The organism is Croceibacterium salegens, from assembly GCF_009827435.1.
GTDB lineage: Bacteria > Pseudomonadota > Alphaproteobacteria > Sphingomonadales > Sphingomonadaceae > Croceibacterium_B > Croceibacterium_B salegens.
The window spans coordinates 55,158-71,191 of sequence record NZ_WTYM01000058.1 but is presented as its reverse complement, the minus strand read 5'-3'; the positions used below and the strand labels follow the sequence as shown (position 1 = coordinate 71,191).

The 16,034-nt window shown below is 68.5% G+C and carries 12 protein-coding genes; all 12 read left to right on the top strand.

All coding sequences use genetic code 11. The annotated features are described in order from the left end of the window. Nucleotides 1-2: 2 nt before the first annotated feature. The 12 genes from rimO (at nt 3) to GRI89_RS15165 (ending at nt 15,880) form a co-directional block, all read left to right on the top strand. Nucleotides 3-1,367 carry a 30S ribosomal protein S12 methylthiotransferase RimO gene (gene rimO, locus GRI89_RS15220; protein WP_159797468.1) on the top strand — a complete coding sequence of 455 codons (1,365 nt, stop codon included), beginning with the start codon at nt 3-5 and terminating at the stop codon, nt 1,365-1,367. Nucleotides 1,368-1,457: 90 nt separating this feature from the next. After that, the gene (locus GRI89_RS15215; protein WP_159797466.1) at nt 1,458-2,981 is read left to right on the top strand and encodes a CHAT domain-containing protein; all 1,524 of its coding nucleotides are present in this window, start codon (nt 1,458-1,460) and stop codon (nt 2,979-2,981) included. Nucleotides 2,982-3,009: 28 nt separating this feature from the next. Beyond that, a complete protein-coding gene (locus GRI89_RS18305; RefSeq protein ID WP_159797463.1) occupies nt 3,010-4,944 on the top strand; it encodes a TIR domain-containing protein in 1,935 nt (644 codons plus the stop codon). Nucleotides 4,945-4,984: 40 nt separating this feature from the next. After that, nucleotides 4,985-5,236 carry a hypothetical protein gene (locus GRI89_RS15205; RefSeq protein ID WP_159797461.1) on the top strand — a complete coding sequence of 84 codons (252 nt, stop codon included), beginning with the start codon at nt 4,985-4,987 and terminating at the stop codon, nt 5,234-5,236. Nucleotides 5,237-5,321: 85 nt separating this feature from the next. Next, nucleotides 5,322-6,239 carry an aldo/keto reductase gene (locus GRI89_RS15200; RefSeq protein ID WP_159797459.1) on the top strand — a complete coding sequence of 306 codons (918 nt, stop codon included), beginning with the start codon at nt 5,322-5,324 and terminating at the stop codon, nt 6,237-6,239. Continuing rightward, complete coding sequence (locus GRI89_RS15195) at nt 6,229-7,530, top strand: NTP/NDP exchange transporter (protein ID WP_159797457.1); 1,302 nt, start codon at nt 6,229-6,231, stop codon at nt 7,528-7,530. Before GRI89_RS15200 ends, GRI89_RS15195 begins: the two co-directional genes overlap by 11 nt. 7 nt (nt 7,531-7,537) lie before the next feature. Next, nucleotides 7,538-7,954, top strand: coding sequence for a secondary thiamine-phosphate synthase enzyme YjbQ (locus GRI89_RS15190; RefSeq protein ID WP_159797455.1), 417 nt, complete (start codon nt 7,538-7,540; stop codon nt 7,952-7,954). 51 nt (nt 7,955-8,005) lie between these two features. After that, a complete protein-coding gene (locus tag GRI89_RS15185) occupies nt 8,006-8,803 on the top strand; it encodes a transglutaminase-like domain-containing protein (RefSeq protein ID WP_159797453.1) in 798 nt (265 codons plus the stop codon). Nucleotides 8,804-8,909: 106 nt separating this feature from the next. Beyond that, complete coding sequence (gene zwf, locus GRI89_RS15180; protein ID WP_159797451.1) at nt 8,910-10,340, top strand: glucose-6-phosphate dehydrogenase; 1,431 nt, start codon at nt 8,910-8,912, stop codon at nt 10,338-10,340. Next, on the top strand, nt 10,333-12,138 hold the full coding sequence (gene edd, locus GRI89_RS15175; protein WP_159797449.1) for a phosphogluconate dehydratase: 1,806 nt from the start codon (nt 10,333-10,335) through the stop codon (nt 12,136-12,138). Before zwf ends, edd begins: the two co-directional genes overlap by 8 nt. After that, on the top strand, nt 12,135-13,115 hold the full coding sequence (gene glk, locus GRI89_RS15170; RefSeq protein ID WP_328598296.1) for a glucokinase: 981 nt from the start codon (nt 12,135-12,137) through the stop codon (nt 13,113-13,115). The genes edd and glk overlap by 4 nt, the downstream gene beginning before the upstream one ends. Then, nucleotides 13,112-15,880, top strand: a complete 2,769-nt coding sequence (locus tag GRI89_RS15165; RefSeq protein WP_159797447.1) for a phosphoenolpyruvate carboxylase — start codon at nt 13,112-13,114, stop codon at nt 15,878-15,880. Before glk ends, GRI89_RS15165 begins: the two co-directional genes overlap by 4 nt. Nucleotides 15,881-16,034: the final 154 nt, after the last annotated feature.

Below are 16,034 nucleotides of genomic sequence, written 5' to 3'. Positions count from 1 at the left end.
TCATGGCAACCCGAATCCCCGAACAGCGCCGTATCGGCATGGTCAGCCTCGGCTGTCCGAAGGCGCTGGTCGATTCCGAACGTATCCTCACCAAGCTGCGCGCCGACGGCTACGCGATGAGCCCCGATTACGAGGGCGCCGACGTTGTCGTCGTCAACACCTGCGGCTTTCTCGACTCCGCCAAGGAGGAGAGCCTCGAGGCGATCGGCGAGGCCATCGCCGAGAACGGCCGGGTCATCGTCACCGGCTGCATGGGCGAGGAGGCCGAGACCATCCGCGCCCGCTTCCCGCAAGTCCTCGCGGTGACCGGCGCGCACCAGTACGAGCAGGTCGTCGAGGCGGTCCACGAAGCCGCTCCGCCGACGCAGGGCCCGTTCGTCGACCTCGTCCCCCAGCCCGACGTCAAGCTCACTCCAAGGCACTACAGCTACCTGAAGATCAGCGAGGGCTGTAACCACTCCTGCGCCTTCTGCATCATCCCGCACCTGCGCGGGAAGCTTGCCAGCCGCCGCATCGACGCGGTGCTGCGCGAGGCCGAAAAGCTCGTCGCCGCCGGGACGAAAGAGCTGCTGGTCATCAGCCAGGACACCTCCGCCTACGGCGTCGATATCCGGCACGAGCCCCGGCAATGGCACGGCCACGAAGTCCGCGCCCACATGACCGACCTCGCCCGCGAACTCGGCCAGCTCCGCACGCCAGAGGGCGAAGTGCCGTGGACCCGGCTGCACTACGTCTACCCCTACCCGCACGTCGACGCGGTGATCCCGCTGATGGCGGAGGGCCTGCTGACCCCCTACCTCGACATCCCGTTCCAGCACGCCAGCCCCAAAGTGCTCAAGGCAATGAAGCGCCCGGCCAACGAGGCCAAGGTGCTCGAACGGCTGCGCTCATGGCGCGAGATCGTCCCCGACATAACCGTGCGCTCCAGCTTCGTGGTCGGCTTCCCCGGCGAGACCGAGGATGACTTCCGCCACCTCCTCGACTGGCTCGAAGAGGCCCGGATCGACCGCGTCGGCGCCTTCCGCTTCGAGCCGGTCGAAGGCGCCGCGGCCAATGCCCTGCCCGACCCCGTGCCCGAGGAACTCAAGGAAGAGCGCTACGCCCGCCTGATGGAACTGACCGCCGGGATCAGCGCCGACAAGCTCGCCGCCAAGGTCGGCCGCACCCTCCCCGTCATCATCGACGAGGTCGGCGAACCCGACGAGGATGGCGACATCGGCGCCACCGCCCGCAGCCAGGCCGACGCCCCCGAGATCGACGGCAACGTCTTCCTGCGCAATGTGCCCGCCACCCTCAAGCCCGGCGACTTCGCCCAGGCCGTGATCGAGGAATCGGACGAACACGACCTGTTCGGCGTAATCGCCTGAACAACCCAGGGTCCGCCGTCACCGGACTGTTTTGCCGAAGTGCGCGAACAGGTTATGCTGTCCGCCTCGGTCAGGCAATACGAGGACGGCATGAGAGCGCTTATCTCAGCATCGGCGATCGTCAGTCTGCTGGCCGCATGCGACCAAGCGGCTTCAGACGACGGCACAAAGTCCGCTCCGCAGGCCCTGCTCGGCGAACCATCGCCGCAGGCAGTGTTACCGCCCGTCGACCCGCTTTTGGCGCCGCTGCGGAACGATCTCGAACCGGGTGACGAGGAAGTCCTGCTCGAGGCCATTGCTGGCCAGCAGCTGTTCTCGCGGCAGATGCGGCGCAAGGACGAAACTGGAGAAGTCGTCGCGCTGGGTCGCGAGCGAGATGTCGCCCGAGCCCGGGCGACGCTGGCGGCGATCCCCGAGAAGCTGCGCAGCCTCTCAGCCGGGGGCGTTCCGACCTATGCGTTGTTGCACTGGATCGACGAGGACAACTTGGTCCACGCTTGGTTGTTCGGTCCGGAAGGCGGGCCCGCGTATTCGGTTTCGGTCGATCCATACGAGGGGCTCGGCGCGATGGCGGAGGGGCTCGGGGTCACCACACTGGCGGCCTCGCGCGGGCCGCGCCCGGAAGGCGCGCCGGAGATGTCCGAGGACGAGGTTAGGGCGCTGCAGGCCCGCGACCAGTCGCCAGCGTCAGTGGCGCAGCGCAAGAAGACGATCGAACACACTGCCGAGACGCTAATCCCGGGCGCCATTCACGCCGCGCTCGCCGAGCGCCACGGACGCCTGCTGGTGGTACCAGTGAAGGATACCGGATCAGCCCCGTACGGAGCCTTTCCGCTGGGCAAGGGCGTCGCCGCCGCCAGCTGGTCGTTCGTCGTTGTCAAGGACATCGAGGCGTTGGCCGACCCGAGGGAGGTGCTCGACTACCGCTCGCTCGACCTTGACCGTGCGGTGATTGTCGGCAACCCCGACCTGAGCGAGGATCCGTACTACGACTGGAAGGACCTCGCCGGTGCGGAGAAGGAGGCGCACCAGGTCCACGCCATGCTGGCACGACCGGACAATCCGCTACTCATCGGCAAGGCTGCGACGCGCGGCGCTGTAACCAAGGCGATCGACGCCGATCCCAAAGCCGGTCTGATTTACATGGCGACACACGCCATCGCCGACCCCAAGAACCCACGGACTCGTGGCTTCGTCGCGCTCGCCGGGCGCGACGGTCGTTTCTATGGCAGCTGGATTAGCGAATCGAAATTCAAGGGGTGGAACGACCGCCACCAGCCGCTGGTGGTGATGAGCGCGTGCCAGACCGCGCTCGGCCGCGTCCTCGACGGAGGCACCTTCGGCATCGCCCGCAGCTGGGAGGCGGCTGGGGCCGGACAGGTCGTTGCCAGCCTGTGGAACGTTAGCGATAGCGCCACCCAACGGCTCATGAAGGCGTTCATCTCCCGGCTGAAAGCAGGTGACGCGCCGGAAATTGCAATGCAGAAAGCGCAAATCGCGACGATGAATTACGCCGACGACAAAGGACGGCAGCCCTATAGGGACGATCCAAAGATGTGGGCGGGCTTCATGGTCTATGGGAAACCGGCCATGATCTCGCGCCCACAGGGCTAAAGGGGCGGGGACCTGTGCCGGAGTGAGCGTGCGGAATCAAACCGACGAAGCGAAGCGCACCGTTTTCGTCAGCTATTCGCGTGACGACCGGGAGCGGGTGCTGCCGGTCATCCACGCGCTCGAGGCCAGCGGTGTCGGCGTGTGGTGGGACGGGCTGCTGGTCGGCGGCGACCGCTTCGCCAAGACCACCGAGACGGCGCTCGAAACCGCCGATGCGGTGGTCGTGGTGTGGAGCCGGCGTTCGGTGGAATCGCACTGGGTCCGCGACGAGGCCACTCGGGGGCGCGACCGGGGGTGCATGATCTCTCTGGCGCTCGACGGGGTCGAACCGCCGCTCGGCTTCCGCCAGATCCAATACATCGACATGGGCAAGTGGCACGGCAAGGCCGATTCAGCGCCGTTCCGCGAGCTGCTGGCGGCGATCGAGAACGCGAGTTGTTCGCCCGACAGCGGACTGAACTATGCCGGCGCGCGGACGAAGGCGAAGGGCGTCAGCCGCCGCTCCGCCCTGCTGCTCGGCGGAGCGGGCGTGGTGCTGGCCGGGGGCGCGCTGGTGGCCTGGCGCAGCGGCATGTTCGGTGGTGGGGCGGCGTCCAATTCGATTGCCGTGCTTGCCTTCAAGAACCTCAGCGGCGACGCCTCGCAGGACTATTTCTCCGACGGCCTGTCGGAAGAACTGCGCGCCACGCTGAGCATGAATCCCGCGCTGACGGTCGCCGCGCAGGCCTCCTCGGCGCTCGCCCGCGCCGACGATGCCTCGATGGAGGATATCGCCCGGCGGCTCGACGTCGCCTTTATCCTCGACGGCAGCGTTCGGCGGGCGGGCGACCAGTTGCGCGTTATCGCCCGACTGATCGACGGCAAGACCGGGTACGAGCGCTGGTCGGAAACCTTCGACCGGACGATGGCCGATGTCCTTGCGGTGCAGGAGGATATCTCCACCAACGTGGTCGATGCCCTGCTGGCGAACTTCGCACTCCAGGACGGCAAGGGCATCCACCGCCTCGGCGGGACGAGCAACGACAAGGCGCTCGACGCCTACCTGCGCGGGCGCTCGCGCTACGACCACGCCGCCAACGAAGAGAGCGACCGCGCCGCGCTGGCCGCCTTCAACGAGGCGATCCGGCTCGATCCCGGTTACGCCGCCGCCCATGCCGCCGCCTCGCGCGCGGCGACCGCGGTCGGCAGCAGCTATGCCAGCGGCGGCGAGGTGGCGGCCTTCTACGAAACCGCGATGGCCGAGGCGCGCCGGGCGGTGGAGCTGGCCCCGGACCTCGCCGAAGGGCACTCCGCCCTCGGCTTCGTGCTGATGAACGGCAAGCTCGACCTCGCCGCCGCGCGCGAGCCCTACGAGCGCAGTTTCGAGCTCGGCTACGGCAACGCGCCGATCCTGACTATGTACGCCGGCTACGCCAACAACGTGAAGCAGGCCGACAAGGCGCGCGAGGCGATCGCCCGGGCGATCCGGCTCGATCCGCTCAACCCGCTGGTCTTCCGCATGTCGGCGGTGATCGAGTTCACCGCCGGCGACGACGACGCCGCGGCCAAGGCCGCGCGCACCGCCCTTACGCTCGATCCCGAGGCCAGTATCGTCCACCGCATCCTCGGCGACATCGCGCTGAAGGGGGGCGACCTGCAAGCCGCGCGCGCCGAGTACATGGAGGAGCCGAGCGAGATGTCGCGGCTGGTCTCGCTTGCCGTGGTCGATTCCCGCCTTTCGGGCGAGGCGGCCGGGCAGGCGCACTTCGACGAACTGCTTTCGCGCTTCGGCAACAACGGGCTCTACCAGCAGGCCGAGGTGCTCGCGCAGTGGGGCCGCAAGGACGCCGCGCTCGATGCGCTGGAGCAGGGACTCGCGGCGGGGGATTCGGGCCTGGTGCTCGCCCCGACCGACCCGCTGCTAGACCCGATTCGACACGAACCGCGATTTGCGGCAATTCTTGAGCGGCTCGATTACGAATGATGCTGAGTCGACTGATGGGCCACCTGACGGGAGATATCGTATGAAGAAGCTTGGACCGATTGCCCTGCTCGGAATCGCTGCGCTGGGCCTTTCCGCCTGCCAGGAACAGGCAGCAGAAGAAGCCGCAACCACCGACGCGGCGCCCGTAGCCGAAGAAACCGCCGCGCCAGTGGATACGATGTCCGAAGCGGACATGGATGCAATGTCCGGCGCGGCGAGCGACGCGACTTCGGGTGCGACCTCGGCAGCGACCGACGAAGTTGATGATCGCGGCAATCCGATCAACCACTAGGCCGATCAACCACTAGGCGGATTGCCGACGCCTGATCCATAACGGGCAGTCGTGGTCGCCGGCTGCCCCGCCAAGGGCAGACAGAATGCCAATCGACCGCCGCGGCCTGATCGCCGCACTCGCCATTGCGCCCATCGCAGCGTCGCTGCCCGGTTGCCTGCGGGCGGCCGAAGCGGGGCCGCTGGTGACCCGCCCGCTCGGCGCCATGGGCGAAGTCCCGCTGGTCGGCATCGGCACGGCGCGCAATTACGCCAATCCGCAGACCGACGCCGAATGGGGCGAGCTGCGCGCCACGCTGGCGCGCTTCGCCGAACTCGGCGGGAAGGTCATCGACACCGCGCCGAGCTATGGCCGGGCCGAGGAAGTGATAGGCCGGCTGGTCGAGGAACTCGGCGTGCGCGACAAGCTGTTCCTCGCCACCAAGGTCGGGGCCGACAGCCTCGATCAGGGCAAGGCGCAGATCGAGGATTCCTTCGCCAAGCTGCGCACCGGCTACATCGACCTGATCGCGGTCCACAACCTGCGCGACGTCGCCAACGAGCTCGCTTACCTGCGCGACCTCAAGGCCGCGGACCGCATTGGCGCGATCGGCGTGACGACCAGCTTCGACCCGCAGTACGAGGACTTCGAAAAGGTGCTGGCGAGCGAGGCGATGGACGTGATCCAGGTCGACTACGCGCTCGACAACCGCAACGCCGGTGAGCGCATCCTGCCGCTGGCGGCGGATCGCGGCATCCCGGCGCTGATCAACCTGCCGTTCGGCCGCGGGCGGCTGTTCAGCGCGACGCAGGGCATGGAGCTGCCCGGCTGGGCGGCGGAGATCGGCGCGGCGAGCTGGGCGCAGGTGTTCCTCAAGTACATCGTCGGCCACCCGGCGCGCCCGATCGCGATCCCCGGCACCGACAAGGTCAAGTACGTCGACGACAACCTCGGCGCTTCGCACCCGCCCCTGCCCGACGAGGCGATGCGGCGGCGGATGGAAACGTTCATCGATGGCCTCTGACGCAGGCGCGCCGCGGCGCGGCGTCCTCGCCCGGATCTTCGCCGCGCAGCCGCACGAAATGCCCGCGGTGGGAGGCGGTTTCGCGCTCTTCTTCCTGCTCTTCACCAGCTACTTCATGCTGCGCCCGGTGCGAGAGACGTTCGGCATCGCCGGCGGGGTCGACAACCTGCAGTGGCTGTTCACCGGGACCTTCGTCGGCATGCTGGTGGTCGTACCGCTTTACGGCTGGCTCAGCCGCAAGCTGCCGCGGCGCCTGCTGCTCTACGCCACCTACGGCTTTTCCGCCGCGGTCATGACCGGGTTCGCCTTCAGCCTCTGGGCCGATCCCGACAACGTCTGGGTGGCGCGGGCGTTCTATATCTGGCTGTCGGTGTTCAACCAGTTCGTCATCTCGATCGCGTGGAGCTTCCTGGCCGACGTGTTCGACCCGGCGCAGGCGAAGCGGCTGTTCGGACAGGTCGCCGCCGGGGCGAGCCTCGGCGGGCTGACCGGCCCGCTCCTCTCGGCAGCGCTGGTCGCACCGCTCGGCCATGCCGGGCTGCTGCTGCTGTCGACCGCGCTGCTGCTCGCGACGCTCGGCTGCGTCGCCTACCTGCAGCGCTGGGCCGGGGCGCGTTACGGCGAGACCGGCGAGGCGGCGCAGCCGATCGGCGGCTCGATCTTCGCCGGGCTGACGCTGATCGCGCGCACCCCCTACCTGCAGCTGGTTTCGGTCTTCGTCCTGCTGCTGACGATGGTCACGACCTTCCTCTACATGGAGCAGGCGCGGATCGTTGAGGCGACTTTCCCCGATCCGGTGCGCCAGACGCAAGTCTTCGGCACGATCGACGCCGTGGTGCAGGCGCTGACCATCGGGTTGCAACTCCTCGCCACCGGGCGACTGGCGAAGAAGCTGGGGGTCACCGTCCTGCTCGTCTCGGTGCCGCTGATGATGGTTGCGGGTTTCGGCGTGCTGACCTTCGCCGCGACCTTCCCTGTCTTCGTCGCGGTGATGATCGTGCGGCGCGTGGGGGAATATGCCTTCGCCCGTCCGGGCCGCGAAATGGTCTTCGCCTCGGTCGGGGTGGAGGAGAAATACAAGGCCAAGAACGTGATCGACACCGTGGTCTACCGCACCGGCGACCTCGTTGGCGCCTGGTCGAGCGCGGCGATCACCGCCCTCGCCAGCAGCGCCGCGGCGGCCGTGGCGGGCGCCGTCACCGCCGCCCTCTGGGCGCTGGTCGGCTGGACCGTCGGCCGCCGAACCGACCGCGGAGCTGCTGGAGCATCCGTTAACTCTTCGCCGCTATAGGATTCCGATGCGCCAGGCACACGCCATCCTCACGTTCCAGACCGACGGGCAGGGCCTGCTCGACGTCACGCCGGATATCCACTCCTGGCTGCGCGCCTGCGACATCCAGATGGGCACAGTGACGCTGTTCTGCCAGCACACCAGCGCCAGCCTGCTGATAAACGAAAACGCCGCCCCCGCGGTGCGCCGCGACATCCTGCGCTGGCTCGACATGGCCGCGCCCGAGGGCGACTATTACGAGCACGACAGCGAGGGCAGCGACGACATGCCGGCGCACATCAAGTCGATGCTGACGGGCAATTCGCTGACGGTCCCGTTCGCCGATGGAAAGATGCTGCTCGGCACCTGGCAGGGCGTCTATCTCGCGGAACACCGCGCCGATGCGCACCGCCGTTACGTGGTCTGCCACGCAATGGGCGATTGACGCCGAAATTCCGCTAGGAACGGGCGGCCCCCGCGTTCATTGGGGCAGCATATGCCCATCTCAGTACAAGCGAGTTTCTCCTTCGACCTTGCCGAAGCGAGCGACGTCCTCCTTCATTTCGAAGCGGCGGCGATCCCCGAACAGCAAATCCTCTCCAGCAGCTGCCAGATGAGCGACGCCGATGACCTCGCGCGCGTTCCGGCCCACGATTCCATCGGCGAGCGGCTGTGGATGCGCGCGCATGGAACGTTCCTCGTCGACTATTCGGCCACCGTCGAAGTCGACCGGCTGCTGCCCGAGATCGAGTCGCTCACCCCGCTCGAACCGCACGACCTACCGGGCGAGGCGGTCGAGTACCTACTCGCCTCGCGCTATTGCCAGGCCGAAAGGTTCCAGTCGTTCGTCCACACGCGGTTCGAGGGTACGAGCGGCGGCGCGCGTATCGCGACGATCCGCGACTGGATCGCGGAGAACTTCACCTATGCCCTCGGCTCGAGCAATAGCGGGACCACCGCGCTCGACAGCTTTGTCGAACGGCGCGGAGTGTGCCGCGACTACGCCCACGTGCTGATCGCGCTGGCCCGCGCATCGGCTATTCCCGCGCGCTACGTCAGCGCCTATGCGCCGGGTGTGAAACCGCAGGATTTCCATGCTTTGGCCGAAGTCTTCCTTGCCGACCCGACGATCGAGCACGGTGGCGCCTGGCACCTGATCGACGCCACCGGGATGGCCGATCCGGCCGCGACGGTTAAGATCGGCGTCGGCCGCGACGCCGCCGACGTCAGCTTCATGACCGTGTTCGGGGAAGCGAAGTTCGGGAACAAGAAAGTTGCGGTCGAAATAGTTTGAGAACGTTCACAAGCATGCTAACGCGCCGCCCGCAATCGGGATATTACCCCTTGCGGGATGCGATGGTGCGGTGCAGCATGGTGGGGCAGGGAAAAGAAGGGCAGCGATGACGTTTACCGCCGACACTCTGGTACTTTTCGGTGCCACGGGCGACCTCGCCCGACGCATGCTGCTTCCCTCGCTCGCCGCGCTCGATCACGACAAGCTGCTCGACGAGGACCTGCGGATCGTCGGCACCGCCCGCTCCGAGATGAGCGACCACGACTTTCGAAGCTTTGCGCGCGAGGCTCTCGAGAAGTTCTTGCCCCCGCAACGCCGTGGGTCGATGGCCGACTTCCTCAACCGCTTGTCCTACCAGCCGCTCGACGTGACCGCGGACAAGGGGTTCGACGATCTCGCCGCCAAGGTCGGGAAGGACCGCAAGCTGGCGATCTTCCTGTCGACCGCGCCGAGCCTGTTCGAGACCACCATCGCCGGGCTGAGCCGCGTCGGGCTGACCAGCGGCGACACCCGCATCGGGCTCGAAAAGCCGCTCGGCACCGATCTCGCCTCTAGCTGCGAGATCAACGACGCGGTCGCCGCGGCCTTTCCCGAAGACCGCATCTTCCGCATCGACCACTACCTCGGCAAGGAGACGGTGCAGAACCTCATCGCGCTGCGCTTCGCCAACGTGCTGTTCGAACCGCTGTGGAACGCACGCCATATCGAGGACGTGCAGATCACCGTGGCCGAGACCGTGGGGCTGGAGGACCGGGCCGGGTACTACGACGGTTCGGGCGCGCTGCGCGACATGGTCCAGAACCACATGCTCCAGCTCCTCGCGCTGGTGGCGATGGAGCCGCCCAGCGGCCTCAGCCCCGACGAGGTGCGCGACGAGAAGGTCAAGGTGCTGCGCGCCATGCGCCCGGTCGAGTCCGGCGAATCCGTCACCGGCCAGTATCGCGGCGGCGCCTCGTCCGGCGAGATCGTGCCCGGCTACGACGAGGAACTGGGCAAGCCGTCGGACACCGAGACCTTCGTCGCGCTCAAGGCCCACGTCGACAACTGGCGCTGGCGCGGCACGCCGTTCTACCTGCGCACGGGCAAGCGCCTGCCCAAGCGCGTCACCGAGATCGTGGTGCAGTTCAAGTGCGTGCCGCATTCGATCTTCGCCGGAGCCAAGATGCAGCCCAACCGGCTGGTCATCGGCATCCAGCCCGAAGAGAATATCACCCTGTCGCTGATGGCCAAGGTCCCCGGTCTCGACCGCGACGGGATGACGCTGCGCTCGGTACCGCTCAACATCGCCATGCCCGACGCCTTTTCCGGCAAGGAGCGGCGCATCGCCTACGAACGCCTGCTGCTCGACCTGATCGAGGGCGACCAGACGCTGTTCGTCCGCCGCGACGAGGTCGAGGCGCAGTGGCGCTGGATCGATGCGATCCGCGCGCTGTGGGCCAGCGAGAAGCTCGAGCCCAAGACCTATTCCGCCGGTTCGTGGGGTCCGAGCGCCGCGATCGCCCTGGCCGAGCGCGACGGGGTGACGTGGAATGAGTAACCTCCACCCCGTCCTCCAGCGCGTCACCGACCGGATCATCGAGCGCTCGAAGGGTTCGCGCGGCCGCTATCTCTCGCTGATGGACCGCGAGGCCGAACGCCAGCCAGATCGCGGATCGCTGTCGTGCTCGAACCTCGCGCACGGTTTCGCCGCGGCGGAAGAGGACAAGGCGGCGATCGCCGCCGGGCGCGGGCCGAACCTCGCCATCGTCACCGCCTACAACGACATGCTTTCGGCCCACCAGCCCTATGGCCGCTATCCCGAGCGGATGAAGATCTGGGCGCGCGAGGTCGGCGCCACCGCGCAGGTCGCCGGCGGCGTCCCGGCGATGTGCGACGGCGTCACCCAAGGCCAGGACGGCATGGAGCTGAGCCTGTTCAGCCGCGACGTCATCGCCCTCTCCACCGCGGTCGCGATGAGCCACGCGATGTTCGACGGCATGGCGCTGCTCGGCATCTGCGACAAGATCGTGCCCGGCCTGCTGATCGGCGCGCTGCGCTTCGGCCACCTGCCCTGCGTCTTCGTGCCGAGCGGGCCGATGCCGAGCGGCATCGCCAACAAGGAAAAGCAGCGCGTCCGCCAGCTCTATGCCGAGGGCAAGGCCGACCGCGCCATGCTGCTCGAGAGCGAGAGCAGGTCCTACCACTCGCCCGGCACCTGCACGTTCTACGGCACCGCCAACTCCAACCAGATGATGATGGAGATGATGGGCCTGCACGTGCCCGGTGCGGCCTTCGTGCCGCCGGGCGCGAAGCTGCGGCAGGAACTGAGCCGCACCGCGGTCCACCGCCTCGCCAAGTTGGCCGGGGATCCCTCGCGCACGCTGGCGAAGTGCGTCGACGAGAAGGCGATCGTCAACGCCGCGGTCGGCCTGCTTGCCACCGGCGGTTCGACCAACCATGCAATCCACATCCCGGCCATGGCGCGCGCCGCTGGCATCGTCATCGACTGGGACGACCTCAGCGAACTCTCGCACGTCGTCCCGCTGCTGGCGCGGGTCTATCCCAACGGATCGGGCGACGTGAACGCATTCCACGACGCCGGCGGCATGGGCTACGTGATCCGCGAACTGCTCGGCGCGGGCCTCGCGCACGAGGACATCCTCACGGTCGGCGCGGCCAGCCTCGCCGCCTATGGCGAGGAACCGTTCATGGACGACGAGACGCTGGCCTGGCGCAATTCCGGCGACAGCAGGGACGACACCATGCTGCGCCCCGTCGCCGCTCCGTTCCAGCCCGACGGCGGCATGCGGCTGGTCGAAGGCAACCTCGGCCGCGCCTGCTTCAAGACCAGCGCGGTCGATGCCGAACGCTGGACCATCGAGGCGCCGTGCCGGGTGTTCGAAACCCAGCACGCGGTCGCCGAGGCTTTCGCAAAGGGCGAACTCGACCGCGACGTGGTGGTGGTCGTGCGCTTCCAGGGCCCGCGCGCCAACGGCATGCCCGAACTGCACAAGCTGACCCCGCCATTGGGCGTGCTGCAGGACCGCGGTTACCGCGTCGCGCTCGTCACCGACGGACGCATGTCAGGCGCCAGCGGCAAGGTCCCGGCGGCGATCCACTGTTCGCCCGAGGCACACGGCGGCGGCCCGCTGGCCAAGCTGCGCGACGGCGACATGGTCCGGCTGTGCGCCACCGACGGCACGCTCTCGACCGACGCCGACCTCGACGCCCGCGAACCGGCAACCTTCACCGAAGACGAAACCGGCATGGGCCGCGAACTCTTCGCCATGTTCCGCCGCTTCGCCGACGAGGCCGAGAAGGGCGGCAGCGCGATGCTGGCCGAGGCGGGGCTGTGACGGAACTCGTTGTCGTCGACATCGGCGGGACCCACGCGCGCTTCGCCATCGCCACCATCGCCGCCGACGGCACGATAACGCTTGGCGAACCCGAGACGCTGCACACCGAGGACCACGCCAGCTTCCAGACCGCGTGGGAGGATTTCCGCGAGCGCAGGGGCGGCTCCTTGCCGCCGAACGTCGCGATGGCCATCGCCGGGCCGGTCGGGGGCGAGGTCATCCGCTTCACCAACAATCCGTGGATCATCCGCCCGGCGCAAATCGAGCCCAAGCTCGGCGCGACGCGGCACACGCTGGTCAACGATTTCGAGGCCGTCGCGCACGCCGTGGCCCGCGCCGACGAAAGCCAGTTCATCCACCTCACCGGTCCCGACCAGCCGCTCGGCCCCAGAGGCACGATCAGCGTGCTCGGCCCCGGCACCGGGCTCGGCGTCGCCCACCTGTGGCGCGATGTCGCGGCGGGCAAGTACCACGTGCAGGCGACCGAAGGCGGGCACACAGATTTCCCCCCGCTCGACAGCATCGAGGACGCGATCCTCGCCCGGCTGCGCAAGCGCCACAACCGTGTCTCAGTTGAACGCGTGGTCTCCGGCCCGGCGATCGTCGACATCTACGAAACGCTCGCCGCGATGGAGGGCCGCGCGGTCACCTCGGACGACGACGTGGCGATCTGGACCCGCGGGCTCGACGGCAGCGACAGCCTCGCGGCCGCGGCGGTCGACCGCTTCTGCCTCGCGCTCGGCGCCACCGCGGGCGACGTCGCGCTGGCGCAAGGCGGGTTTGCGGGCGTCGTCATTGCCGGGGGGCTCGGCTTCCGCATTCGCGAGACCCTGCTGACCTCGGGCTTCGCCGAGCGCTTCATCGCCAAGGGCCGCTTTGCCGGGCTGATGGCGACCATACCCGTCAAGCTCATCGTCCACCCGCAGCCGGGGCTCTACGGAGCGGCGGCCGCCTTTGCCAACGAGCATATGCCATGACATCAGTCGGTGCTCTCCTCGACCGCTTGCAGGCCCTGCACTCACGCACCGAGGAGACACCGCTGTTCAACCCGGTGTTCCAGCTCTCGCTCGACCTGTCGCGCGACCTGGAAAGCGGAAGGCTGACGCTGGGCGACTGCGCCGCGCTGATCGGCGAGCTCGAATGCGCGGCGCTCGAACGTCGCGCCGACCGGCTCCACCGCCTGGTCGAACCGAGCGAGCCCGAAGCCAACCTCGCCGCGCTCGCCCAATGCACCCACGCCGACGAGTTCGCCCGCTTCCGCGCGGCGTGGGAAGTGCCGCAGCTCCACGCGGTGTTCACCGCCCACCCGACGTTCCTGCTCGCCCCGGAGGAGACCGAGGCGGTGGCGGCGCGCGCCGCCGACGGCTCCGGCAACGCCTGCGTCACCTGCCCCGAGCGCCCGAAGATCACCCTCGCCTACGAACATGCCGAGGCGATGAAGGCGATCGCCAACGCGCAGGGCGCGCGCGACCGGATCGTCGGCCGCCTGCTCGAAATCGCCCGCGAGCGCTGGCCCGGCGAGTGGCACGAGCTCGCCCCGCTGCCGTTCCGCTTCGCCACCTGGGTCGGCTACGACATGGACGGGCGGACCGACATCAAGTGGTTCCACTCGATCGGCTTCCGCCTCGCCGAAAAGGCCGAGCGGTTGCAGCGCTACGTCGCCTCGCTCAGGGACATCGATGCCGCGCACCCGCTGCTCGGCGAACTCGGCCCGGCGGCCGACTATGCCGCCGACCGCGCCGCCGATTTCGCCGCCGACCTGACCGACCCCGCGGCGCTGTCGGTCGCGGCCAACCGGCTGACCGCCAACGATCCGCGAAAGTGCCTGAGCCTCGCGCCGTTCATCGACGAGCTCGAGGCCGAGGCGCGCGAAGCCGAACCGGAGCGCGCCATCGCGCTCAAGACCCTCGCCGCGGCGATGCGCGCAGACGGACTCGGGATGGGCTGGATCCACTTCCGGGTGAACGCCAAGCAATTGCACAACGCGATCCGCCGCCGGCTCGACCCCAAGGGCGAGCTCGACCTCGCCAGCAAGGGCGCGATCGTCCACCTGCGCCGCGCCATCGCCAGCGTGAAGCCGCTGCGCAGCAACTTCGCCGCGCTCGCCATCGAGAGCTCGACCGCGATCCGCCAGTTCCTCGCCATGGCGCAGATCCTCCAGCACATCGACGGCGACGCGCCGATCCGCATGCTCGTGGCCGAGTGCGAAGACCCGGCGACGATGCTCGCCGCGCTGTACTTCGCCCGGCTGTTCGGGATCGAGGACAAGGTCGACATCTCGCCGCTGTTCGAGACCGAGAGCGCACTCGAACACGGCGGCCGTTTCCTCGACGAGCTGCTCGCCGAGACCGAGTACCAGGACTACGCCAAGGTACGCGGCCGCGTGGCGATCCAGACCGGCTTTTCTGATGCCGGGCGCTTCGTCGGGCAGATCCCCGCGAGCCTCGCCATCGAACGACTGCAGGGACGGCTGAGCAAGGCGATGGCCGACAACGGCCTGAGCGACGTGGCCGCGCTGATATTCGACACCCACGGAGAGTCGATGGGCCGCGGGGCGCACCCGAACGGGATGCAGGACCGGCTCGAATGGGCGCTCAGCCCATGGGCGCGGCGGCGCTTCGCCCGCGCCGGGATCAGGCTCGAACCCGAAGTCAGCTTCCAGGGCGGCGACGGTTACCTGTGGTTCGCCACTCCCGACCTCGCGCTCGCGACGCTGACCCGCATAGCCGAACTGCACCCGGCGGAGACCGACAAGGACGTCCCCGCAGACCTGTTCTACCGCCGCACCGACCTCAGCCTCGACTTCTACCGCGCGATCAAGGACCACCAGCGCCAGCACCTCGAAAGCCGGACCTACAGCCGCGCCATCACCGCCTTCGGGCTCGGCATGCTCAACCCGACCGGCAGCCGCGTTTCGCGCCGCCAGTCGGACCTGTCGGCCGATCGCGAGATGAGCCTGCGGCAGATCCGCGCCATCCCGCACAACGCCATCCTGCAGCAGCTCGGCTACCCGGTGAACGTCATCGCCGGGGTCGGCAGCGCGGCGGAGGGCAACTACGAGGAACTGGCAGCGCTGCTCGCCGAGAGCCCGCGCGGACGCCAGCTGATGCGGCTGGTGCGTGCCGCCGACGCGCTGGCCAGCGTCAAGACCGTCGCCGCCTTCGGCGAGCTGTTCAACTCGGCCTATTGGGCGAGCCGCCCCTATCGCGGCACCGAGAGCCACCTCGCCCGGCCGTGCGAGGCGCTGGCCGAATACCTCGTCAAGGACGACCGCAACGGCGTGTTCCGGCGCCTCGCCAGCCGGCTGCGCGTCGATGCGCTCAAGCTGCACCGGCTCTACGAGCTTATCCCGCCCGAGATCGTCCGCGAGGACCGCGAGGACGTGCGGCGGATGATCGGCGTACTCCAGGCGCTGCGCCTCGCGCTGTTCCAGCACATGTTCATCTGCGCGGTCTCGATCCCGGCTTTCAGCCGCGCCAACGACATCAGCCGCGACGACGTGCTGGAGATGGTCTTCACGCTGCGTATCGAGGAGGCGCTCGAACAGCTCAGGCGCACGTTTCCGACCGAGTTCCCGCGCCTGCGCGATTTCTCGGTCAGCGAGCCGAGCGACTACCCCGACAGCGGCGAGGAAGGCTACGGGGCGCTGCGCAGCCGCTTCATCGACCCGATCGAAGGCGCCTACGGCCTCTCGCTGCGCATCACCCGGGCCATCGCCAACCTGTTCGGCGCCCACGGCTGACAGGAGGCCGGCGCCGCAGGCGACTGACGAAGGGGATTCTCCTCACGGGACGGCGGCGCTTGCCGGGAGTCCCCTCCACCACACTGCGTGCGGTCCCCCTCCCCGTGCCTGGGAGGATCTTTCGTGTTAACCTTTGCCGCGCCCGAGTCCCGCA

Coding starts and splice junctions, on each gene's coding strand:
- rimO (WP_159797468.1), top strand. CDS start 3: ATGGCAACCCGAATCCCCGAACAGCGCCGTATCGGCATGGTCAGCCTC.
- GRI89_RS15185 (WP_159797453.1), top strand. CDS start 8,006: ATGCCCATCTCAGTACAAGCGAGTTTCTCCTTCGACCTTGCCGAAGCG.
- GRI89_RS15190 (WP_159797455.1), top strand. CDS start 7,538: ATGCGCCAGGCACACGCCATCCTCACGTTCCAGACCGACGGGCAGGGC.
- zwf (WP_159797451.1), top strand. CDS start 8,910: ATGACGTTTACCGCCGACACTCTGGTACTTTTCGGTGCCACGGGCGAC.
- GRI89_RS15205 (WP_159797461.1), top strand. CDS start 4,985: ATGAAGAAGCTTGGACCGATTGCCCTGCTCGGAATCGCTGCGCTGGGC.
- GRI89_RS15215 (WP_159797466.1), top strand. CDS start 1,458: ATGAGAGCGCTTATCTCAGCATCGGCGATCGTCAGTCTGCTGGCCGCA.
- GRI89_RS15195 (WP_159797457.1), top strand. CDS start 6,229: ATGGCCTCTGACGCAGGCGCGCCGCGGCGCGGCGTCCTCGCCCGGATC.
- GRI89_RS15200 (WP_159797459.1), top strand. CDS start 5,322: ATGCCAATCGACCGCCGCGGCCTGATCGCCGCACTCGCCATTGCGCCC.
- edd (WP_159797449.1), top strand. CDS start 10,333: ATGAGTAACCTCCACCCCGTCCTCCAGCGCGTCACCGACCGGATCATC.
- GRI89_RS15165 (WP_159797447.1), top strand. CDS start 13,112: ATGACATCAGTCGGTGCTCTCCTCGACCGCTTGCAGGCCCTGCACTCA.